The 20,452-nt window shown below is 55.6% G+C and carries 17 protein-coding genes and 1 tRNA gene; 10 read left to right on the top strand and 8 right to left on the bottom strand.

From position 1 onward, the window contains the following. Positions 1-123: 123 nt before the first annotated feature. From HCG48_RS10705 to ruvX, 3 genes are all read left to right on the top strand, one after another. Positions 124-1,323, top strand: coding sequence for a F420-0:Gamma-glutamyl ligase (locus HCG48_RS10705; RefSeq protein ID WP_210437216.1), 1,200 nt, complete (start codon positions 124-126; stop codon positions 1,321-1,323). A 281-nt stretch (positions 1,324-1,604) separates the two neighbouring features. Then, positions 1,605-2,852 carry a GNAT family N-acetyltransferase gene (locus tag HCG48_RS10700; RefSeq protein WP_168569154.1) on the top strand — a complete coding sequence of 416 codons (1,248 nt, stop codon included), beginning with the start codon at positions 1,605-1,607 and terminating at the stop codon, positions 2,850-2,852. Between the two features lie 18 nt (positions 2,853-2,870). Beyond that, positions 2,871-3,338, top strand: a complete 468-nt coding sequence (ruvX, locus tag HCG48_RS10695; protein ID WP_168569153.1) for a Holliday junction resolvase RuvX — start codon at positions 2,871-2,873, stop codon at positions 3,336-3,338. A gap of 221 nt (positions 3,339-3,559) precedes the next feature. On the opposite strand, the gene HCG48_RS10690 is transcribed toward ruvX, so the two are convergent. Both HCG48_RS10690 and HCG48_RS10685 read right to left on the bottom strand, forming a co-directional pair. Continuing rightward, positions 3,560-4,960: a tetratricopeptide repeat protein gene (locus HCG48_RS10690; protein ID WP_210437215.1), complete on the bottom strand. Its 1,401-nt coding sequence runs from the start codon at positions 4,958-4,960 to the stop codon at positions 3,560-3,562. 651 nt (positions 4,961-5,611) lie between these two features. Beyond that, complete coding sequence (locus tag HCG48_RS10685; protein ID WP_168569151.1) at positions 5,612-5,896, bottom strand: hypothetical protein; 285 nt, start codon at positions 5,894-5,896, stop codon at positions 5,612-5,614. 70 nt (positions 5,897-5,966) lie between these two features. Between HCG48_RS10685 and HCG48_RS10680 the strand changes: the two genes are divergently transcribed. From HCG48_RS10680 to HCG48_RS10655, 6 genes are all read left to right on the top strand, one after another. Next, entirely contained in the window at positions 5,967-6,734 is a 768-nt protein-coding gene (locus tag HCG48_RS10680) for a hypothetical protein (protein ID WP_168569150.1), read from the top strand. A 92-nt stretch (positions 6,735-6,826) separates the two neighbouring features. Continuing rightward, on the top strand, positions 6,827-7,096 hold the full coding sequence (locus HCG48_RS10675; RefSeq protein ID WP_168569149.1) for a hypothetical protein: 270 nt from the start codon (positions 6,827-6,829) through the stop codon (positions 7,094-7,096). A 416-nt stretch (positions 7,097-7,512) separates the two neighbouring features. Then, positions 7,513-9,537: a cation:proton antiporter gene (locus tag HCG48_RS10670; protein ID WP_168569148.1), complete on the top strand. Its 2,025-nt coding sequence runs from the start codon at positions 7,513-7,515 to the stop codon at positions 9,535-9,537. 205 nt (positions 9,538-9,742) lie between these two features. Continuing rightward, a complete protein-coding gene (locus HCG48_RS10665) occupies positions 9,743-10,513 on the top strand; it encodes a precorrin-2 C(20)-methyltransferase (protein ID WP_168569147.1) in 771 nt (256 codons plus the stop codon). 123 nt (positions 10,514-10,636) lie between these two features. Then, positions 10,637-12,499 carry an energy transducer TonB gene (locus HCG48_RS10660; RefSeq protein WP_168569146.1) on the top strand — a complete coding sequence of 621 codons (1,863 nt, stop codon included), beginning with the start codon at positions 10,637-10,639 and terminating at the stop codon, positions 12,497-12,499. Between the two features lie 45 nt (positions 12,500-12,544). Further along, the gene (locus tag HCG48_RS10655; protein ID WP_168569145.1) at positions 12,545-13,525 is read left to right on the top strand and encodes an RluA family pseudouridine synthase; all 981 of its coding nucleotides are present in this window, start codon (positions 12,545-12,547) and stop codon (positions 13,523-13,525) included. Here HCG48_RS10655 and HCG48_RS10650 read toward each other — a convergent pair. The 5 genes from HCG48_RS10650 to HCG48_RS10630 all read right to left on the bottom strand — a co-directional run bounded on the left by HCG48_RS10650 (position 13,522) and on the right by HCG48_RS10630 (position 17,622). Next, positions 13,522-14,772 (bottom strand): ATP phosphoribosyltransferase regulatory subunit, encoded by a 1,251-nt coding sequence (locus HCG48_RS10650; RefSeq protein WP_168569144.1) that lies wholly within the window; start codon positions 14,770-14,772, stop codon positions 13,522-13,524. The two genes, HCG48_RS10655 and HCG48_RS10650, sit on opposite strands and share 4 nt — an antisense overlap. Beyond that, complete coding sequence (locus HCG48_RS10645) at positions 14,772-15,710, bottom strand: J domain-containing protein (RefSeq protein WP_168569143.1); 939 nt, start codon at positions 15,708-15,710, stop codon at positions 14,772-14,774. Before HCG48_RS10645 ends, HCG48_RS10650 begins: the two co-directional genes overlap by 1 nt. Positions 15,711-15,821: 111 nt before the next feature. Further along, positions 15,822-16,661 (bottom strand): inositol monophosphatase family protein, encoded by an 840-nt coding sequence (locus tag HCG48_RS10640; RefSeq protein WP_168569142.1) that lies wholly within the window; start codon positions 16,659-16,661, stop codon positions 15,822-15,824. Between the two features lie 57 nt (positions 16,662-16,718). Next, positions 16,719-17,264 (bottom strand): thermonuclease family protein, encoded by a 546-nt coding sequence (locus HCG48_RS10635; RefSeq protein WP_168569141.1) that lies wholly within the window; start codon positions 17,262-17,264, stop codon positions 16,719-16,721. Beyond that, positions 17,254-17,622: a 2Fe-2S iron-sulfur cluster-binding protein gene (locus HCG48_RS10630; RefSeq protein ID WP_168569140.1), complete on the bottom strand. Its 369-nt coding sequence runs from the start codon at positions 17,620-17,622 to the stop codon at positions 17,254-17,256. Before HCG48_RS10630 ends, HCG48_RS10635 begins: the two co-directional genes overlap by 11 nt. 282 nt (positions 17,623-17,904) lie before the next feature. On the opposite strand from HCG48_RS10630, the gene HCG48_RS10625 reads away from it, so the two are divergent. Then, positions 17,905-17,991 (top strand) — tRNA-Ser (locus tag HCG48_RS10625). Between the two features lie 134 nt (positions 17,992-18,125). Here HCG48_RS10625 and HCG48_RS10620 read toward each other — a convergent pair. Further along, complete coding sequence (locus HCG48_RS10620) at positions 18,126-19,931, bottom strand: DMT family transporter (protein WP_168569139.1); 1,806 nt, start codon at positions 19,929-19,931, stop codon at positions 18,126-18,128. Positions 19,932-20,452: the final 521 nt, after the last annotated feature.

The following is a 20,452-nucleotide window of genomic DNA, read 5'->3' as shown; positions in this document are numbered from 1 at the left end:
GCCCGTCGGGGGGGATCGGGCAAAATGATATAAATCTGGGGATGACGCGCCCTCTGCGCTCCACTCGCGAGCCAGACCGTCACCCCCTATCCAGTCAACAAGAGAAACAACAGAGAGGCAACTGTGGCGATCGCAGCAACCATCGGAATCAGTCTAGCCGCCGCCGCCCTAGTCGTCGGCGCGGCGGGAGCCGCCCTAGAATGGCAATACCGTCGGCGTCCCGGCAACGATTTAGACGTTCCTCCCGGCGAGTGGAATCGAGAAATCCTGTCCCCCGAACGTCACCAACTCGTGGGAATCGTCGAATTTCGCAACCGAACCCCCAGCTTAGAAATCATGCTGCCGGAAGTTCGGGCACAAGTCAGCTTGCTGTCCGAAACCAGTGTAGACGACATCCGCACCCGCGTCCGCGTCGTTCCCCTCCATCCCGACGCCCCGGCCCGGGAAGACGGCTACTGGTTCGGCTATATCGTCAAAATTGGCAAAAGTACCCGCGCCAAAATTGCGATCGACATCGAAGGAAACGATCTCGATCGCCTCAAATCCGCTTGGGTCAAAATCCACTACGTCACCTACGGTCCGGAAGGTCGCATTCCCAAAGTCCGCCACGTCGTCATCCCCTTACAACATCCGGATCCCTCCGTCGCCCCCAACCCCCGCACCGTGCCGGAAAATGGCGCCGAAGTGTTCCCCATTAAAACTCACCTGCTCACCCACCTCGACGATCCCGTCGAAATCGTCAAGCGCTACGTCTTGCCCCATGCCCAACCCGGCGATATCGTTACCCTCGGCGAAACCCCCGTCGCCATCATGCAAGATCGGTGGCGTCACCCCAGTGACGTGCGTCCCGGTTGGGTCGCCAGACGCCTGTGTTATTACTTCCTGCCGACTTCAAGTTTGGCGACCGCTTGCGGTTTGCAAACCTTAGTCGATTTGGTCGGTCCGGGGCGCGTGTTCTTCGCCTTCGTCGGTGGGGCGATCGCGCGCGCGTTCGGCTACCGGGGCGGCTTTTACCAACTGGCCGGAGAACAAGCCCGCCTGATTGACGACGTAACGGGAACCTTACCCCCTTACGACAGTTTTATCGTTCTCGGTCCGGACCGTCCCGAGCAAGTAGTCGCCGATATCCAACGAGAAACAGGATTGTCCGCCGCGATCGTCGATGTCAATGACTTAAAAGCCGTTAAAATATTGGCAGGAACGCCGGATCTTTCCACTGCTTTTCTAGAAACGGCCTTGCGAAGCAATCCCGCCGGAAACGCGGACGAGCAAACTCCCGTCGTGCTGATCCGCCCCGGAAAAACCGCTTCAGGTCAGTTGTAAAAGCCCACGGGAAAAGGCGAAAAGCTTGGAAACTTCACATTAGCGCCATCACAGCCGACGCGATCGAACTCTGAAGCGGCAACGGCACGGAAGCTAACTGCTGCGGGACTTCTCCTCTCCAGCGCGAGGCTTGACGCCCCCGTGCGCTTCTACCCGTCCTCCTTCGTGTTGAGATTCGATAAAGTAGGGGAAGACCGCCCTCGGTACGACCCGGATCGGGACGGGTGCCAATCTCCCCTACTGTGCTGTCACTGTCATATCCAACGCTGGCTATCTCCACTATGAATCCACGCTTGCCCCAAAATTCCAATCTCTGCATCCGCCCGCTTCAATACCGAGACCTCGATGCGGTTGAATCTCTCGTGCAACACGGGGTTGAGGCAGGCAAGAGGGATTTGAGTTTGGCCACTCGCGCCCTCGACCTGACTCGACACATCCCCTCGGTTCGCCGTTGGTACGGGTTGCTCAAATTGCTCAGTTTGTTTCCCAATCCGTTCCAACACTTGCTCTGCGTTCACGTCGCGCAAGAAGAGGAGCATACCCGAGGAGCCATCCAGATTTCTCCGTTCAATCAAACCCGCAGCACCTGGCGCGTCGATCGCGCGATCGTCGAACCGGGCGCCTGTATTGAAGATATCGATTCTCAACTGCTACGCCATTGTTTGGAAACGATTTGGGAAGCGCGCATGTGGTTGATCGAAGTCGGTATCGACGCCAAGAGCGAACTGGCTCTCTACCGTCACAATGGCTTTCAGCGCTTGGCCCAGATTACCTATTGGGAAATGAATGCCGCTTTGCTCGAAACTCTCGCCCAGCGCGAACCGGATTTGCCTAATTTACTTCCGGTCAGCAATGCGGACGCCCAACTGCTGTGTCAGCTCGATACGGCGTCGATGCCTCCGTTGGTGCGCCAAGTGTTCGATCGCCACGTCAAGGATTTTCAAACCAGTTTGCTGCGTTCCGCTATCGAAGCTGTCCAACAATGGATCGATCGCACGGAAGTCGTCAGCGCTTACGTGTTCGAGCCACAACGCAAGGCGGCGATCGGTTATTTTCAACTCAAACTCTGTCGCGATGGCTCCCGTCCTCATGCTGCGGAGTTAACCGTTCACCCGGCCTATACTTGGCTCTATCCGGAACTGCTCGCCCAAATGGCGCGCATTACCCGCGATTTTGCGCCCCAGTCCCTGCACCTGACCTCGGCGGACTACCAGCCGGAACGGGAAGAATATCTCGAACAAATCGGCGCCGCACGGATCGAGCATACTTTGCTGATGTCTCGCTCGGTCTGGCACAAGTTGCGCGAGTCCAAACCGGCGGCTCTCGATTTGCAACTGTCGGAAGTTCTCCAAGGTTTCCAACCCGCTCGCAAGCCGATTCCCAGCCGCATTGCTTGGTTGCAAGAGGGCCAACGCGGCGATCGCCCCAACCCTCAAGGGGACGCCAATCCTTCCATTGAAGAGTTGCGCCAATTCTCCAATAACGGCGATCGCTTTGACAAACCTCGCGAGGAGGATTCGGGGAGTTAGAACCCGCTTTCACACCGGATGAAAACTACGATTTCCGCTTTGGGATTAGATATCGGTCGCAGGCGCATTGGCGTCGCCGGATGCGATCGCACCGGGTTGATCGCGACGGGTCTGACCACTTTAGACGCCAAGGTCTTCGCCGAGCTGATCGCCGAGTTGCGATCGCTCGTCGCCGAACGGGAGGTCGAAGTCCTCGTCGTCGGACTCCCCTATTCGATGAATGGGGACATCGGCCCCCAAGCCCGACAAGTCCAAAAGTTTGCCCGTCGTCTGTCTCGGACTCTCGATCTGCCTGTGGACTACGTAGACGAGCGCCTGACTTCCGTGGAAGCCGAGCAAATGCTTCACGCTCAACGGATTTCTCCTTCCCGCCATAAGGGTCTGATCGATCGCAAGGCGGCAGCTTTGATTTTGCAGCAGTGGCTCGACGAACGCCGTCAGGGGTTGCGAGCTTTCCCCCCGACTTCGGACTCGGAAAATGATTAAGTTTTGTAACAATCTTCCGGATTCGCCCTAAAGGAGGGGGCGGGAAGTTGCGCCGTGACTTATTTTGTTGTAGGATTATTTTATAATGGGGATATTGAGAAAAATTTTAAAATTGTCAATATCCCCATTATAAAATAAATATACCACAAAAATTCCCCCGCGTGGCAATTTTCCCCTTCTTTTTAGCCGCGCGAGCAAATTTTTTGAAAATCGCAGATCGGTTACGAGTCAGGAGCAGGAAAATCTTGTGAATCTTGTAACTGAGTGTCGGACGACCCATTGAGTGTCGTTTCCGAGGGAGATTCCCGGGGAATTTCGGAAACCGAGGGAGCGGCTAAATCGGGATGAGAGGCAACGATCGCCTCAATTTTAGCGAGAACGTCCTCGTAATCGCGTTGTTGTCCGCGATCTAAATAGAGGTCCCCGGCGCGGCGAAAATCGGCAATCGCCCCTGAAAAGTCGCCCAGTTGGCGTTTGGCGAGGGCGCGGTTGTAAATAGCATGAGCATAACGGGGATTGAGCGCGATCGCGCGATCGCAATCTTCCAGGGCGGCCCGGTCCTGTTTCAAAGCGCGATAAGCAACGGCGCGATTGTTATAAGCGCGGGTATAGTTGGGATCGACTTTTAAAGCAGCATCGTAATGAGCGATCGCCCGGTGGTAGTTGCGGGCGTCGTAGAACTCCAAACCGCGATCGTTGAGAGTTTGAGGGGTTTGCGACTCGGACGAAGCGGTGAGATCTTCGATCGCGGGGGCGGCGGCGGACGAATCGGCGGTACTCGATCGGGCGGCGCGGGGGCGAGATCGCCGTCGCTTGGAGAGCAACAAGCCGATCGCCCCGACGAGCATCACCAAAACCGCACTACCGATCGCCGCCGTTTCCGGAGTGAGGGGGACGCGAGCGATCGCCTGCTGCCACTCTAATAAAAAGGTGCTTGGGCGAACGGACTGGACTAATTCCGGCTGGAGTTGGCGCAGGCGATCGAAATCCTGCTGGGCTGCTTCTTTTTCGCCCAAGCGCGTCAGAACTAAAGCGCGATTGAGATAAGCTTGAGCCTCCTCGGGATCGAGTTCGATCGCCCGGGAATAATCGGCGATCGCGGCGGTAGAATTGCCGAGTTGCTGGTAAGCATTGCCGCGATTGAGATAAGCGTCGGCAAATTGAGGGTCGAGTTCGATCGCTTGGGAGTAGTCGGCGATCGCCGCTTCGTACTCTCCGAGTTTAAAACGAGACAGACCGCGATTGAGGACGACATCGCTGAGGGTAGGGTCGAGGGTCAAGGCGCGGTCGTAATCGGCGATCGCCGCCGGGTGGTTGCCGACTTCCGAGAGAGCAAAGCCGCGAAAGCGGTAAGCTTGCACGTCGTCGGGATCGAGGGCGATCGCCCGATTGTAGTCTTCTAAAGCGGCTTCGGTCTCGCCGAGTTTGAAGCGTGCATTGCCTCGGTTGAGGTAAAGCCGCGCAATTTGGGGATTGAGTTCGATCGCCCGAGAAAAATCTTCGACGGCCCCGGAATAGTCTTCCTGGGAAAACTTACCGATGCCCCGTTGTAGGAGATCTTCAGCCGTAAGCTGGGACAACAAGATCGGTGGCATTATTTGTGGCGTTCGTGCTGGCTTCACGGAAAATCTTCGCTCTTGTTTGGAAGTCCTGTCGCTTTAGCGCAGGGAGGAAAAACGACACGGGCGGTTTTAACCGCCGTCCCCTCGTGGGGGAGCGAAAAGAGGTGCACTTTTCCCTCGCTCCTGTTAGCCGGAGTCGCCTAAAGTGCACGGCGTCATAGCGCCTCGCCAATGTTATCGGTCGGTACTGTTTCGCGAAACGGGTAGGGGCGTTTCGCGAAACTGGGTAGGGGCGTTTCGCGAAACGCCCCTACTCGCGTCTTTCACAATATAGCGGTTCCGAGCCGGGGAGGTGAGTTCGCACTCGCGACGTCTCCGGCAGATCGCCACCGCCCCCGTCTCTACCGTCGAGAAGCGACGAAGGGCGTCCGGGGGAATCACTTCCCGTTTTAGGGAAAGGGTTGCGCCCGTTTGTTTAACATTTTTTAACACTTTTGCAAGCTGCTGCTGAAGGCGAGTGAAACTGGAAAAGTCCCGGAGGATTTATCGATTTAGCCGATTGAAGTAAACTTTTGTTGCTAGGGATTGATCCCGAACAAAACCCTGTTTATAGTTATAAGTGAAGTTGAAAAACTTCATCGGCAGATCGAACAGCCAACGTTCAATCCAAGCTAAGAGGTACAAAGCGCTGTTTCTAGTCAATCTGTCTATTCAGCTACCGACAACACCCAAGTGTTCCGTCGATATTTCCTCAACTAGCAAGTAGGGAGCAAGGGAACGAGCGGTCGAGAGTTCTAAGAAGAATTTGAGACGGCGAGTGCAACTCCAGATAGTTTCAGTTGAAAGAGGAAATGACTCAGACGTAGAGCCTTGGGTGTTGTTGTGCGTGAAGGGAACCCGCACTGTCGCGAGGCGATCGCCGCTTTGAACCCAACAGGCGATCGCCTCGAATTGGTTGGAAAGATCGCCGCAAACCGAGCGACATTGACCCCTCAAGACCGATCTACCGCGTCAGTGACCGACCCTCACCGTTGTCAATTATCCGTGCATCCCGAAAACAGATCTGATGGCGATTATTGCCCTACGAGGCTGGTACATCCAACATTACGAACCGATTCGAGAATTAGAAAAACGGCCTCACGATTTGCGACTGAGTAAAAATAGTTTACTCAAAACCGGATTGCGTGCCGACTTTTTAGACGATAGTGAAAGCGTCAAAAATTCCTCGTGGTTCGAGCGTTATTTAGACGGAGAAACCGTCGAATTTTATATCGAAGGAAGTGGCGGTTATGCGATTTCAAATATCGATTTAATCAGTCACGAGATTTATTTCACCAAACAAGACGTCATGGCTCAATTAGAGCCGATCGTGTTTTTCTGCTCGCAACAGGAGTATCCCGAATCGAGCGACGCCTTGCGCGAAGCCTTGCAACAGAGCTTAGAAAAGCTCAATCGGCGATCGCGCCTGTCCCTGACCCTGGAAGAATCGCCGCGATCGCCGAGCGCGCCGATGCGCTTGAGCAATAGTCAGATGCGGAAACTGCGTAAAAGCCTACTGGCGATCGCCGACGTCACTGCGATCGCCAAAACCCCGGGAAACCCCGCGCATTCGCTTCCCAGCGCCAACGTCTGCATCCAACTCGGTTACGCCTTGCAAAGCAAACGCAGCGAACAACTGATTCTCGCCATCGGTCAACGGGAGGGCTTTCCCGACGAATTACCCTTCGACCTCCCGCGTCACCAACAAATTTGGTTCGAACAGCCCTCAGACCTAGAAAGCCCCTTGGAATCGGTTCTCGAAGCCCAGCTACAGCGCTTTAATTTATTTTCGTGAGGGAAGCTCAAGCGCTTTTTCGCGAAATATGCACAAAAAAAGGCGATCGCGGACCATAATAAACTCGGTGCGTTGAGGATCGTGATTGATTTATGCCGAGAACCCCAGATGAAATCGCCGTTCACCTGCTCGTCGAGGGCGGTCATCGCGAACACGTGCGCTTTACCACCATTCAAGAATTTCAAAAATGGTATCAAGGCGTACTCGTTCCCAAATCGGATTCCCGAGACTTCGTGAATGTTCCCTTAAAAACCAGCCAGGGAGAATACATGGTCATTCGTCCCTCCGCCATTTTAGGCATTCGGGTCGAACCCGTTTACCTGTCGAGCAATCTGGATCGAAACCAGATGGCTGACGGATGAACGGCCCGAATCGAGCTGGGGTCAAAGGTCAAACTTACCCCAGCCTTACCGGACGCCCCACGAAATGTTTGGCCTCAATGCCCAATGTGCTATCCTTGATGGAATGCTAAAGTCAACCCTAGCCCCTGCCGTCGAGACCGTCCGCGTTCCTCGGGCCGCTACCGTCAAAACCCCCAGAGCGACCCGCGCTCCGTCCCGATCGTATCGCCGCGCTCGCTTGGCCGCGCGAGAGTGCAAAGGCGTGGCAGTGCAAGCAGATTTTTAACATCGAGTTGTAAATTGTACCCTGTCTGTAAGGCGTCTCATTGACCTCGTTGTCCTTTTAAGCAGTAACCGACTGAAGGACAAGAGAAACGGGAGATCTTGTAAATTGAGGCGTTCGACCTGAGCTAACTCATCGCTCGACAATTACGCCTATGGAAGTGCCTTTTGACATTACGCTGCTGATCGTCTTGACCGTCATCGGAGGAATCGGTGCTCAAGTCCTGGCCGATTACTTAAAAATTCCCGGGATCGTCTTTTTGCTGTTATTCGGGATTTTGTTAGGTCCCGACGGCTTCGGACTGTTAAACCCACATTTGCTCGGAGACGGTCTGGAAGTCATTGTCAGCCTGTCCGTCGCACTAATCCTGTTTGAGGGCGGTTTGAACCTCGAACTGCGCGATCTCGATAAAGTTTCCGGCAGTCTGCGCAACTTAGTCACCGTCGGCACCTTGATCACCTTGATCGGCGGGGGAATTGCCGCGCATACCTTGAGCGAATTTCCCTGGCCGATCGCCTTTTTGTATGCGGCCCTCGTCGTCGTCACCGGACCGACAGTGATCGGCCCGTTACTCAAACAGGTACAGATCCAGCGTCCCGTCGCCGCCTTGCTCGAAGGCGAAGGCGTCTTGATCGACCCGGTGGGAGCCATTCTCGCGGTGCTCGTCCTGGATGTGATCCTCAACGGCGATGCGGATCCCTTGCGCTTAATTGCGGGGTTGACGATTCGTTTGGGCATTGGCAGTGCGATCGGCGCCCTGGGGGGGTGGACGATCGGCTATTTCCTCAAAAAAGCGGATTTTCTGTCCGAAGATCTGAAAAATTTGGTAGTTTTAGCGGGTTTGTGGGGCTTATTCGGCCTCGCCCAAGCGATTCGCAGCGAATCCGGCTTGATGGCTACCGTGGTCGCCGGGATCGTCTTGCGCGCCTCATCGGTACCCGAAGAGCGCCTTTTACGCCGCTTTAAAGGACAACTGACGATTCTCGCGGTCTCGGTTCTCTTTATCTTGCTCGCGGCAGACTTATCCCTCGCCAGTATTGTCGCCTTGGGATGGGGGAGTGTGTTCACGGTTTTAGCGTTGATGTTCGTCGTGCGCCCGGTCAACGTCTGGCTGTGTACCTGGAATAGCGGCTTGAATTGGCGTCAAAAGCTGTTTGTCGGTTGGGTAGCGCCGAAAGGGATTATTTCCGCCTCGGTAGCGTCCTTATTCGCGATTTTGCTCACCGATCGCGGCATCAACGGGGGGGATTCGATTAAAGCCCTCGTGTTCCTGACGATTATCGTCACCGTAGTCTTGCAAGGCTTGACCGCGCGCGGGGTCGCCCAGTTGCTCGGGATCATGTCTACGAAAGCGACAGGCGCCACGATCGTCGGCTCCAACCCGTTGAGTCGTTTGGTAGCCCGCCTGTTCCAAGAGCGCGGCGAATCGGTGGTCCTGCTCGATACCAACCCGGAAGCGTGCGAGGCGGCCCGTCAAGAGAATATACGAGTGTTTTTGAGTTCGGCTTTGGATCACGACGTTCTCGAAGAAGCGGGACTCGAATCCATGGGAACATTTTTGGCGATGACGAGCAATGGCGAAGTCAATTTAGTCTTGGCCCAGCGCGTGGTTGAGGAATTCGGCCCGCCGAGGGTACTGGCGATTTTTCCGCAAGATCCGCAAGGACAGAAGACGACGAATAAGACAAATAAGGCGAAAGTTCAACAGGCGTTCATTCAAGATCTGCCGTTAAAGGCGTGGAATCAATACTTGAGTGACGGTCAGGTGAAATTAGGCGAAACGGTGTTGAAAGAACCGGGTTTGGCCTTTCAACAGGCGCATTTGCAAGCGTTGATGCGATCGGGAGAACTGATGCCGTTGTTGGTCGAACGTCGCGATCAGTTGTTGGTGGCGTCGGCGTCGGACGGCTCGTGGCAGCGCGGCGATCGCATTATTTACTTGCTACACGACCCCAAACCGAAGTTATTGCAACGGCTTTCGGGATCGAATCAGTCGCGCTTGACTTTGGAAAAACTGCCCGCCGTGGAAGAAGTGCCGATTCCCACCCCCGTTTCCCAAGAGGCGATCGCCCAAAACATCTCCCGAGAAGATAACTCGCACGAGCCGTCCGAACCCCCAACCCAACCTCCAACCGAAGGGGAGCAACAGCAAGCGGAGAAAGAATTAGAATTGCTGTAAACCAATGGCTACCAGCAACGCTCCTCCAGGGGCGATCGTCGCCAAAACCGTAGAGACCTTCCCAACTCTCGCCAAAAGAAGCGGGTAAAATAAGAGAGTCTACGGCTAGATTCCCCCACCATAATGGGGATCGGTTGCTCTAGAAACGGACGGCGATCGCGCCGCCCCCCGCCAGCCTCGTTCACTTTTACCCTCTATCTTCTCCATGAAGCCAGCAGGCACCCTCTACGGGATTGGTGTCGGTCCGGGAGATCCCGAACTGATCTCCGTTAAAGGACTGAAAATTCTCCAAAGCGTCCCCGTCGTCGCCTTTCCCGCCGGGGTGGGCGATCGCACTGGAATGGCCGAACGGATCGTCGCCGACTGGCTGCAAGAGCGTCAAGTCAAACTTCCCCTGACCTTTCCTTACGTGCGCGATGAGTCTATCCTCGCCGCAGCGTGGCAACAAGCGGCTCGGGAGGTCGGGGAGGTGCTGCAAAGCGGTCGAGACGTGGCATTCGTCAGCGAAGGCGATGTCAGCTTTTACAGCACCTTTACCTATCTGAGCGAAACCCTCAAACGCCAGCACCCCCACCTCGAAATTCGCACCATTCCCGGCATTTGTTCGCCGTTAGCCGCCGCCGCCGAATTGGGGATCCCCCTGACGATCGCCGGACAACGCTTAGCCGTTTTACCCGCCCTCTACGCCGTCGAAGAACTCGAACGCGCCCTCGACTGGGCCGATGCGGTCGTCCTGATGAAAATGAGTTCGGTCTATCCGCAAGTGTGGCAAGTGCTGCAACGGCGAGGATTGCTCGATCGCACCTACGTCGTCGAACGGGCCACCTGGCCCGAGGCCACTGTTTATCGAGGTCTGCGCGATCGCGACAATCTCCAACTGCCCTATTTTTCCCTCACCATCATTCAAGTTCGCCCCGCCGAGATCCCCACCACCGATTCAGGCACCTTTTCCGCTAACGACAGGTCGCTAAAATAAAACCCAATTCCAGATGAGTTCGTCAGATGGCAGAATATCGCTCCTGCCATCGGCAAGATCGAGGTAAACTCAACCCTAACTCTCCCCCATCCAACGCCATCCCATCCCCCCTCCCAAGACCCTATGTCTTACTCGTTTCCCGCCAAAACGCTTTTTGACTCCGTGCGTCAACCGACTGGACTGGCGATTCTCGCCTCAATCGGCGTCCACTTGCTGATTGGGTGGAGTTGGGATTTATTTCCCCTCGGGTCTAAAAAAGCCGATCCCTTGGAGCCCGTGGGGTTGCTCGAACTCAATCCCGAGGAAATCAGCCGCCTGCCCCAGTTTGACGAACCCGTTGCCGTTCCCGAGGCTCAGCCGAGTTTGGGCAATCCCCTGCCCCCACCGGAACCCACGGACTATACCATTCCCGAAGATCCCGCTCGCAGCCCGTCGTGGACCTTGCCTCCCGGTCGCGATGACGGTTTGCCGACTTTACCTTCAGATTCCGCAACGAATTTCCCGAGCTTGTGGAATATACCGGACGATCTCTCGGCTTATAACAGCTACGACCGTTCCATTACCAATACTCCTCCACCGCCTCCCGCCGATTTTGGCAACTTTTCCGATCGCCCCGATTCTCCTCCCTTCGGGTCATTGAGAACGAATCAAAACCAAAATAATCTCGATAGTGGCGCCCCGTTGCCCGTACCGCCACCCCCCCTCGACGTGCAGTCGGAACAGGTTAATCCCAATGCCAGATTGGGAGAGGGAACCGATGGGATGAACCAACAAGTCGATCCCGGTTTTAAAAATCCTCCCGACGTCAATGGAGAACAGAAGCTGGCCGATTTAGGACGGCAACAATCGGTAGGGGCGGAAAATCCCCTATCTAGAGAAAGCTTAGATAGAGTGGCGTCAGATTATCTGGACAGAGCGAGAAATAATTACAATTTGGGCGATTCCCCAAGCGGCGATCGCCCAAGTTCTACGGAGGAAGAACCGCCGTCTAACGATCGGAATCACCAAAATAATCAGAATAACAATAACGAAAACCAGATCGCTTCGGCAGAAGAATATAACGAACAACGTCAGGAATACTATCAAAATAATCCGGAGGAACGGCGCGAACTCCTCGATCGCCTCCTCGGAGAAAAACGACGTCAAGAAGCTGCCAATCGTAATGTGACGGGTTCAGTTTCCGAAGATGGAGAAACCAATATTCAATCGTTAAGTGAAGTAGTACGCTGGCGAGGAACATTAGCTCAAAATCATACGAAAATTGTTGACGATCCCGAGAAAATCAACATTGAAAATATAGACCCGATCGCCGATCGCTACCCCGCCGAAGCTTGTGCAAATCAATTGGAAGGAAAAGGGACAATTGGGGTATTTGTCGATGATAAAGGAGCGGTAATTGACGGACCGAGAGTTCTAGCGGCGACCGGACACGACATTCTCGATGGCTTTGCGAGTAACTGGATCGAACAACAGTCTTTTGAAGGGACGAATCGCCCGACCATTTACGTTTATCCGTTTAGTTTCACCTACAATGCCGAACGGTGCGATCGCGCGGCGTCGGATGGAGAAACGGCGACGGAAACCGAATCGAACAATCCCCCTGCAGCTAGGGGGACGACGCCGCCGAACCCGGTTGAGAATAGTGAGGGCGGCGGTCGAGCCAACCCCTCGGAAACTGAGGCGTCTCAACCCGGCGACGCGGACGGTGAAGCGACGACGGGGGGCGGACAACAGGCTCCCGCGACCTCGGAGGATCCTGCGGAATCGGAGGCGGAAGCGACGGGAAGTGAGAGCGAGTCTGGAGCTAGCGAGCCATCGCCGCCAAAAGCGGACGCCGAAGAAGCAGAAAATCCCGAGGGGGAAGCATCTTCGCCGACGGACGAGTCAGCCGAGCGTCAGAATGTATCGGATAATGGATCCCAAGAGGGCGATCGCGCGCCGGGTCAATGCAATCCGAACGCACTTCCTTCCCTTGAAGGCTGCTAATTTTATATACTTGTCGCCTATACTTTTAGGTCTGTTTCTAGAATTGTGAGAGAAATTCAATTAGAGGTCGAAGGAAAGAAAGAACGACTGGATCGCTATTTGGCCGATCGCCTGGCGGACTTGTCGCGATCGCGCATCCAGCAACTGATCGCCGAAAACTGCGTGCGCCTCAACGACAGTCCCTGTACCGCCAAACGGGAGATGGTACGGGCAGGCGATCGCGTCACCTTGACGATTCCCGACCCGGAACCCGTCGATTTAATCCCCGATCCGGATATCCCTCTGAGCGTCCTTTACGAAGACGCCGAACTGCTCGTAATCGACAAACAGGCGGATCTCGTCGTCCATCCCGCCGCCGGACATGCGAACGATACCCTCGTCAACGCCTTACTCGCCCATTGTCCGGACTTGCAAGGGATTGGGGGCGAACGGCGTCCGGGGATCGTCCACCGCCTGGACAAAGACACGACCGGGGCGATCGCGATCGCCAAAACCGAGCGTGCTTTGGCGCACCTGCAAAGGCAAATCAAAGCCAAAACTGCCCGCCGGGAATACCTCGGGATCGTCTACGGCGCGCCGAAAACCGAACGCGGTACGGTCGATGCGCCTCTCGGTCGGCATCCGGGCGATCGCAAAAAAATGGCAGTCGTCCCCGTCGAAAAAGGCGGGCGCCGCGCAGTCACGCACTGGCAAGTGCGAGAGCGACTGGGGAATTATACATTAATGTACTTTCAACTCGAAACCGGACGCACCCATCAAATTCGGGTACACTGCGCCCATTTGGGACATCCGATCGTCGGCGATCCGATTTACAGCAAAGGGAGATCGCCGGGAGTGAGGCTGACGGGTCAAGCCTTGCACGCTTGGCGGCTGACCTTGGAACATCCGGTGACGGGAGAGACGATCGCGGCGATCGCCCCCTTACCGGAAACCTTCCAAACCTTGCTCGACGTTTTGCGACGGCGATCGGGGGGGTTGTCCGTCGGGGACGAAGCCCGGGCGAGTCTGACGGGCGATCGCCGTTAAGCGGGGGATACGGTTTCGACTTGCGCCGTACCGTCCGCCTCGACCCAAGCGATGCGGGCGATCGCGCGATCGGCAGCCCATTGACGCACGGTTTCGGCATCCTCCGCCGGATCCAACTGGAGTTCGACGCGAGTAGAGGGTTCGCCCTCGCGCAACTGGCGGGCGTAAACAAACGCGGCGGTGGCGGCGCGATCGCCCGTCGGGACGACCAGCCAATCACTCGTAGGCGTTTGCGCCGGGAGTTGGCCCGTGGGGAGTAAAACGCGATGGAGATCTTCGAGATTGAGGGCAAAACCGATCCCGGGAGTCATGTCCCCTTCCGGATCGTAAAGCGCCAACAAGCGATCGTAACGGCCCCCTTGACCGAGAACTTTGGCGTAGCCGTCGCTGGCGACAACCGCTTCAAAGACGATCCCGGTGTAATAATCGAGGGGTTGGATCAAACTCAAATCTAAAATTAAGTTGTCCGGTCCGAGACTGGCGCCCTTTTGCCCGGTCGAGGCTTCTGCCAGTAAATCGACCAGAGACTTGAGATTTTCCAGACTTTGCTGTTGCTGCGCGTCGAGGGGCAATTGAGCCACCCGTTGCAGGACATCCCCCGGACGCCCGCGCAAATCGAATAAAAAGAGGGCGCGTTCGCGTTGGGCGTCAGAGAGGGGGAGGTGGTGTAGGGCGACCCGATCCAAATGGGCGATCGCCGAGCGCACCTTGGGGCGTAGGGTTTCGGAAAACTCCGAGAGCAGGGAGCGAGTCAGGCCCGCCTCACCCAACACCAGGCGCCAGCCCGTCAGTCCGAGAGCTTGCAAGCAATTCGCCAACAGAAACAGCACCTCCGCATCGGCGAGAACGCCCCCCGCGCCGAGCAGTTCGACCCCCGCCTGATAAAACTCCTGTTGGGAGCCGTGAGGGGCTTGAGACTCGCGCCGAAAGACATTGGCATTGTAGTAAAGGCGCTGGGGATAGGTGACCCCCGCCATGCGCGTAACCGCCGCGCGGGCGATCGAGGCCGTAATTTCCGGGCGCAGGGCCAAGGGGATCTCTTCGTCGGTTTCCTGCAACTGAATCAGGGTAGAGGCATCGATCGCCCCCCCAGCCATCAGGGTATCGAGCCGTTCCAGGGTCGAAGTTACGATCCGGTGATAGCCGTGGGCGTGAAACACCGAGCGCAGACGATTTTCAATCCAGCGTTTTTGGGCGACATCGAGGGGCAGAAGATCCCGCGCCCCTGCCGGGGGTTGATGAACCATTATTTTTTCTTCCCACCAAACAGATTATTCAAAAATCCGGCAAGAGCAGAGCCTTTCTCTTGTTTTTTCGCCGATTTCTTCGACTGCTTGACCAACTCTTTTTTAGCCTCGTTGGCCATTGACTCTTGAGGATTGAGTTTCAGGGCTTGATTGATGTGAACCTTCGCCATCGTGATCTGGTTTTGCTTCACATAAGCCATCCCTAATAAACCATGAATTTGACTGTTTTTCGGGTCGAGTTTGAGGGCTTCTTTCAATTCGACGACCGTTTGAGTCAGATTCCCCGCTTCCATGAATTCCTCGGCCCGACGGCAATAGTCGGCGATTTTCGCGGATTTGGGAGAAGTCGGCGAGGTGTTCGTGTCTTCTGGGCTTTCCCCGGAAGGCGGCGAATCGGGCTGCTCGGGTTTAGGTTGGGGTTGTGCTTTCGCCCGTTTTTTCTTCCCGAGTCCGCCGCCTTCGCTTTCCTTGCGAAGCAAGTAAACGAGATTGAGTTCGCTCAGTTGGGCGATTTGCTTTTTACTTCCCGAGAGGGAGTGATAGAGGTCTTTCGCAATTTGGGCGATCGCCTTTTTGTAATCCTCATCGAGATTGCGGCTTTTCATTAACTCCGTCGCCGCTTGGCTTTTGAGCTGGATTTTATCCCGTTCTTGAACGAGGCGTTTGCCCATCATCCCGAGTAAGACATCGTGTTCGGCGCGGTTGCGATCGCTCGACAACTTGGCATAAGCCGGATTGACCAGTTTGGAAAAAATTTGACTGGCCATTTGCTTGTCCGAAGGGTTATCCGTCTGGAAACTATCCGGATGCAAACTCCGGGCGATTTTCATGTAGCGCTTGCGGATGTCGTTAAACTCGGCGTCTAACGGAACGCCCAAAATCGCGTGGTGGTCGGTAAAATCAAATTTAAACAGACCGTGCTCGATTTTAAAAGACATAGTTTGCCATCCCAATCCCCTGGCATTGACTTGATTTCTAGTTTACTGTTCTGGGGAGAACACTGTCCTCGCCAGAAACGCGGAATCGAGAAAGGGTGGGCGATCGCCCCCTTAACCGATCGCCTCCGCCACGGGATTCGCCCAGCCCTCCAGAGGTCGTATCTGTTGCAGTTCCCGAGATAACGGCTCGTGTAAGTGACCGTTGGTGGCTAAAATCCGCCCGGACTCGATCGCGAAGGGACTGCCGTCGTAAGCGGTGACGCGCCCCCCCGCTTCGCGCACCAGGACGATCCCCGCCGCCAGATCCCACGGGGATAACCCCCGTTCCCAATAGCCGTCGAGTTGACCGCAGGCGACGCGAGACAGGTCGATCGAGGCGGATCCGGAACGGCGTACTCCTTGGGTTAAATGGGTGAGATGGCAAAATTCCGCATAGTTGTTATCGGCGGTTTCGCGGCGATCGTAGGCGAACCCGGTGACGAGGAGAGAATGAGCGAGTTCGGCGGTTTGAGACACTCGAATCGGGCGACGGTTGCAGGTGGCGCCCAATCCGATCCCGGCGCGAAACAGCTTGTCGTGTAAGGGGTCGTAAATGACGCCGACGTGGGGCACTCCTTCGACGAGTAGGCCGATCGAAACGGCAAAATCGGGATATTGATGGGCGAAGTTAGTGGTGCCGTCGAGGGGGTCGATCGCCCAGAGGTAGGGGGTATCGCTACCCCCGATCGCGCCGCTTTCTTCGGCGAGAATCGCGCAATCGGGGAAATGACGGGTCAAGACGTCGAGGACGACCCGTTCCGATTCCTTGTCGGCGGCGGTGACGAGATCCCCGGGTCGTCCTTTTTCCTGGATGCTGTCGAGATTGCCCCAATAGGATTGGAGGACGGCGCCTCCGGCGAGGGCGGCTTCCGTGGCGACGTCGAGGAAGATTTGCAGTTGTTTTTGGTTCATGTTTTACGAGCCGATCGCGACTGGGGACAGCATCTTTACGCTACCCCCCTACAAGTCTTACCATTGCGATCGCCCCTCGCGCTGGCTGGCGCGAAATTCTCTCGGGGTTTGCCGCATCGGGTTTTTGGGGTTCCAAATGCCCAAACCCATGATGCGAGCCCACTGTTGGGCGCGTTCGAGGCGATCGGCGTATTTGGTATTGGGCGATCGTGCGCTGGCTAAGACGTAGCCTTCTTTGACGAGTCGTTCGTTGATCAGGGTGCCGTCTTGCCAAAGATAAACCAATTGGCGACAGCGATCGCGGTAACAATACTCCCGTTCGACATCGAATTCGAGTACCACCGGGCGATCGCCGACCAGTTGGGCGAGTCGTTCTTGGGCGGCTGGCCCCCAAGGTTCTTGGTCGAGATCCGGTGCTTCGATCCCGATCGCCCGCACGTCCGGATTGAAGCCGCGATCGCCGATCGTCTGCACTAAGCTAGCACTCTGTCCGCTCGTGACGCGATCGACTTGGACGACCGGACCCGAGGGGGTTTCGCTGACTTGACAGCTTGCCAGCGCCAACCCCAACCCGACGGCGATCGCGATCGGGCTAATCTTCATCCAGGGGCAACCCGACGCGCACTTTTCCCTTGCCGAAATAACGCCCGAATTGCAGTTCGTAGACCTCATCTTCATCTTGAGTTTCGACTTCCAAATCCGATCGCGGATAACTCACGCATAAGAGGGCATAACCGCGCGCCCTCAGTTCCGGCGACAGTCCCATCGCTTCCGGTTGGTCTACTTCCCCGGAGAGGATGCGGACCGCACAGGTCGTACAGGCGCCATTACGGCAGGAAAAGGGCAGTTCGACCCCTTGATTTTCGAGATTTTGCAAAATATAGCGGTCTTCTGGCACTTGCCGGGTGTAAGTTTCCCCGGTGTGGCGATCGCGCACGGTGACGGTGTAAGAACGAGTCATGGGTTCAATCGATTCAGGTCAGAGAAGCAAACAGTCTTTCGCCTAGAGTACGACAAATTGTAGACTTTAGAGTTTAGATTTTAGATTGAGAAGCGAACGCTGGCGGACTGAATTGGCGCTGGCCAACCTCTGACGGGCTGGCGTTTCTGTTGTCCGTGCCTAGAGATTGGGGAGTTTTGGCCAAAAGACGTTGCCAAAAAAATTTGGCAACTCCCTTGCTTCGCCCGGAGCGGTCTGCTACAATGATGAACCTGTGAGCAAAAATCAAATAACTTGTCTCGTGGAGAGGTGGCCGAGTGGTTGAAGGCGCAGCACTGGAAATGCTGTTTAGGGGCAACTCTAACGAGGGTTCGAATCCCTCCCTCTCCGTTTCAATCAAAGGCAAAAATCGAACCCGGCGATTTTATGGAATAATCGCCGGGTTTTCTTAAGGGTAAATTTAGTAGATGAGGCGATCGCGCGTCATTGAAATCCGGCGATCGCCTGCCAAAAAAGGGCAAAATTCAGTTGCGGGAATTTTGATTGGCTGCCGCCATTCGCGCTTGTTTTTGGCGAGTGAGGTTATCGACGCTAATCCCGATCACCCACAAGGTGACGATAATGACGCCGAGCCATTGATTGAGGGCCAAGCTTTCACTAATAATCGCGACGGCGAGCAAGCTCGTCAAGGCCGGACCGGAGGCGGAAATCACCGAAGCAAAGGCGGCGCCGATCATCGGAATGCCGAAATTATTGAGCGCGTAACCGACCAGAGTGGTCAGAGCTAACAGGACGGTACCGAACCAGAGATGAAACCAGTTGACGCCGTCGGTTTGAGCGGGGAACAAGCGCAAGAAGACCACCGAAAAGACTAAAATGACCGAAAAATTGAGGACGCTAAAGGGAGCCGGGTGCAATTTGAGTTTCTTGGCGCTCAATTGCGTCAAAATCACGTATCCGGCAAAGGTGACCCCGGACGCCAAGGCAGTAGAAGCACCGAGCAAGATGTTATTGCTACCGCCTCCCTGGAAAGCGATGGGGGGTAAAGTCAAGAAACAGCCGATATAAATGGTGGCGGCGGCGAGGGCGAGAATAAAACTCGGGCGCGAGCCGAAAATCAGCCAGGATAAAAGAATCGTGACCGTTGGAAAGACGAAGAAAATGGCGATCGCCACCCCAGTTGCGATATTGCCGAGGGCAAAATAGATGAAAAACTGGGATAAAAACAGACAAACGCCACTCAATACCGGAATCCAGACCGAGCCGCGTTTTTCGGGATTGGCGAGTTGACGCAAGTCGCGAAACGTATTCGGATACAGGATCGAGCCGACGATCGCCATTCCGGGCACCACCAACAGCATCCGCATCGCCAAAATCAACAGGGAATTCCCCGGACCCGGTCCGATAATCCCGCCCATTTCTCCGAAAAAGATCACGGGTTGCAGGCTCAAAATCACCCGGGTAATGATATTTTGAATCGAAATCACCAGGGAAGAAATCGAAATCAAAATAATCCCGGTTAAGAACTTGCCGCCATCGGCGGATGGAGCCGGGGGAGGGGCAGGTTGAGGGGCGGGTCTGTCCGTAGCCCGTTGGGCGGTTTGGGCCGGGGAGGGGCGATCGCCCTCGGGACGCTCTCCCGTTGAAGGAGCCGACTCCCCCGGGATCGCACGCTGTCCCTGAGAAATAATCTCAGCCGTAGTATGGACTTGACCCGCATCTTCTTGCAGTTGAGCGATCAGACGCTCGACGAGGGTTTCTAAAACCGCTTCTCCCTGTTGTTGCAAGGAGTGCATCCGATTGAGCTGTTGGGACAGAGAGCTTTGATAGCTACTGAGTTCTTGCTGTAAGGTCTTAAAGGTCGTGTTGAGGGTCGTATCCAGGGAAGCCAGCAGCCGATAAGCATTGTCGTTATAGCTGCTCGGGGGAGGAGAAGGCGCATGGGTACTCGCGGTGGAAGCAGTCCCCGGTAAGGGTTGGGGAGTGGGACTCGCGGCCAGGTGTTTGAGGCGATCGCTCAATTCCTCTTGCAGTTGAGAGGCCATGACTTGAGCTAGATGCTTCGTCCACTGCTGCTGTTGGACGATTTGCTGGCGACCGACGGCTTGATATTGCTGGGATCGCAACCGTTGCTGTTGGCCTTGCAATTGGTCGATTTCACTGCGCAGACGGTTTTTCTCCGCCTCCAGTCGAGCCATGTCCTGAGTCAACTGAACGAGCAGATTATGCTGGATTTCTCTAATCTCTTGGGTCATCGCGGACACGAGACGATCCATGTCCTGACGGTCGGGTGTTTCTGAGTTTTCCGGTCGATTGTCCAGTTGCCCCATTATTGTCTAACCTCTTGCTTATCGGTGGTCAAAAAACATAATTCAGGCTGGATCGGCATTGGTCTTACGTTAACTTGAATTTTGGGTCTAATTCTAGAGAAACTTATTCTAGAGAAATGGGTAATCCGTGAATGGTCTCGACGGCGATCGTCTGGCTCGGCTCCCTTGAATTCGAGAGAATTTTGCGGTCATTTTATCCAAGCTAGACCCAGATGGCTAGGTTTCGAGACCCCTCTCGGGGGTTTCCCAACCCGGATTCGGCGATCGCCGATGGGAGTTCCTCGTTTTTCAGACTGCCCAAATGAACGGCGCCACGAACACGGCGATTCTCCTAGCCCCTTCGGGGCGGCTACGCCGACGGAGACGATCCGCGAACGCCATCGAGCCCGATTTCCAGGTCGGGCAGTCGCTGCGATCGCGACGAGACGAGGGTTTTTGCAGATAACTAACCCTGAATCGCGGAGAAAAGCCTCAAGTCTTCTCTAGTTCCCGGAGAGTCTGTTGCGAAAGGCTCCCGGAGT

This window comes from Oxynema aestuarii AP17, assembly GCF_012295525.1.
Classification (GTDB): domain Bacteria; phylum Cyanobacteriota; class Cyanobacteriia; order Cyanobacteriales; family Laspinemataceae; genus Oxynema; species Oxynema aestuarii.
This window is presented reverse-complemented; position numbering and strand designations above follow the sequence as displayed.

What these genes read in the sequence shown, in the direction of transcription:
- HCG48_RS10700 (WP_168569154.1), top strand. Translation starts at nt 1,605, where the DNA reads ATGAATCCACGCTTGCCCCAAAATTCCAATCTCTGCATCCGCCCGCTT.
- ruvX (WP_168569153.1), top strand. Translation starts at nt 2,871, where the DNA reads ATGAAAACTACGATTTCCGCTTTGGGATTAGATATCGGTCGCAGGCGC.
- HCG48_RS10680 (WP_168569150.1), top strand. Translation starts at nt 5,967, where the DNA reads ATGGCGATTATTGCCCTACGAGGCTGGTACATCCAACATTACGAACCG.
- HCG48_RS10675 (WP_168569149.1), top strand. Translation starts at nt 6,827, where the DNA reads ATGCCGAGAACCCCAGATGAAATCGCCGTTCACCTGCTCGTCGAGGGC.
- HCG48_RS10670 (WP_168569148.1), top strand. Translation starts at nt 7,513, where the DNA reads ATGGAAGTGCCTTTTGACATTACGCTGCTGATCGTCTTGACCGTCATC.
- HCG48_RS10665 (WP_168569147.1), top strand. Translation starts at nt 9,743, where the DNA reads ATGAAGCCAGCAGGCACCCTCTACGGGATTGGTGTCGGTCCGGGAGAT.
- HCG48_RS10660 (WP_168569146.1), top strand. Translation starts at nt 10,637, where the DNA reads ATGTCTTACTCGTTTCCCGCCAAAACGCTTTTTGACTCCGTGCGTCAA.
- HCG48_RS10650 (WP_168569144.1), bottom strand. Translation starts at nt 14,772, where the DNA reads ATGGTTCATCAACCCCCGGCAGGGGCGCGGGATCTTCTGCCCCTCGAT.
- HCG48_RS10645 (WP_168569143.1), bottom strand. Translation starts at nt 15,710, where the DNA reads ATGTCTTTTAAAATCGAGCACGGTCTGTTTAAATTTGATTTTACCGAC.
- HCG48_RS10640 (WP_168569142.1), bottom strand. Translation starts at nt 16,661, where the DNA reads ATGAACCAAAAACAACTGCAAATCTTCCTCGACGTCGCCACGGAAGCC.
- HCG48_RS10635 (WP_168569141.1), bottom strand. Translation starts at nt 17,264, where the DNA reads ATGAAGATTAGCCCGATCGCGATCGCCGTCGGGTTGGGGTTGGCGCTG.
- HCG48_RS10630 (WP_168569140.1), bottom strand. Translation starts at nt 17,622, where the DNA reads ATGACTCGTTCTTACACCGTCACCGTGCGCGATCGCCACACCGGGGAA.
- HCG48_RS10620 (WP_168569139.1), bottom strand. Translation starts at nt 19,931, where the DNA reads ATGGGGCAACTGGACAATCGACCGGAAAACTCAGAAACACCCGACCGT.